Source organism: Novosphingobium sp. YAF33, assembly GCF_052113265.1.
Classification (GTDB): Bacteria; Pseudomonadota; Alphaproteobacteria; order Sphingomonadales; family Sphingomonadaceae; genus Novosphingobium.
This window is the reverse complement of the sequence record NZ_JBFRCW010000047.1, coordinates 1-885: the sequence shown is the minus strand read 5'-3', so window position 1 is coordinate 885 and position 885 is coordinate 1. Positions and strand designations below refer to the sequence as shown.

Here is an 885-nt window from a genome sequence, read left to right as displayed (position 1 = left end):
GCGGCTCTGTTGCAAATTCTGACGCGGTCGCCATGGTTTGGTTCGAGGGCTTTCAAGGTCGGTTGCGATGAACGATTTCAAAGGGCGGCATTTTACCGGCGAGGTCATCCTGTGGGCGGTACGCTGGTATTGCCGGTACGGCATCAGCTACCGTGATCTCGAGGAAATGCTAGCCGAGCGTGGCATCAATGTCGATCACACGACCATCTATCGCTGGGTGCAGCGCTACGCGCCGGAGATGGAGAAGCGGTTGCGCTGGTTCTGGCGGCGCGGCTTTGATCCGAGCTGGCGTCTCGATGAGACTTACGTCAAGGTCCGGGGTAAATGGACCTACCTCTACCGGGCGGTCGACAAACGGGGCGACACGATCGACTTCTACCTGTCGTCGACCCGCAGCGCCAAAGCCGCGAAGCGCTTTCTAGGCAAGGCTCTTCGTGGCCTGAAGGACTGGGAAAAGCCGACGAAACTCAACACCGACAAGGCACCCAGCTACGGCGCCGCGATCGCCGAGCTGAAACGAGAAGGGAAGCTCGCCCCGGAAACCGAACACCGGCAGGTGAAATACCTGAACAATGTGCTCGAGGCCGACCATGGCAAGCTCAAGATGCTGATCAAGCCTGTGCGCGGTTTCAAATCGATGCCCACGGCCTACGCTACAATCAAGGGCTTCGAGGTCATGCGCGCCCTACGCAAAGGGCAGGCCCGGCCGTGGTGCCTGCAGCCGGGGTTCAAAGGAGAGGTGCGCCTGATCGAAAGATCATTTGGCATTGGCCCCTCGGCCATGACCGAGGCCATGGACATGCTCAATCAGCATTTCGCCGATGTTGCCTGATCCCAAAAAAGGCGCGGTGTCGTTCGGCGGTCCCAAATGTTTGCAACAGAGCC

1 protein-coding gene is annotated in these 885 nt (G+C 59.4%); it reads left to right on the top strand.

Annotated elements, in window-relative coordinates:
• The first annotated feature begins 67 nt into the window (after positions 1-67).
• A complete protein-coding gene (locus tag AB4Z00_RS26545) occupies positions 68-832 on the top strand; it encodes an IS6 family transposase (RefSeq protein ID WP_007015959.1) in 765 nt (254 codons plus the stop codon).
• Positions 833-885 lie beyond the last annotated feature (53 nt).

Coding starts and splice junctions, on each gene's coding strand:
- AB4Z00_RS26545 (WP_007015959.1), top strand. CDS start 68: ATGAACGATTTCAAAGGGCGGCATTTTACCGGCGAGGTCATCCTGTGG.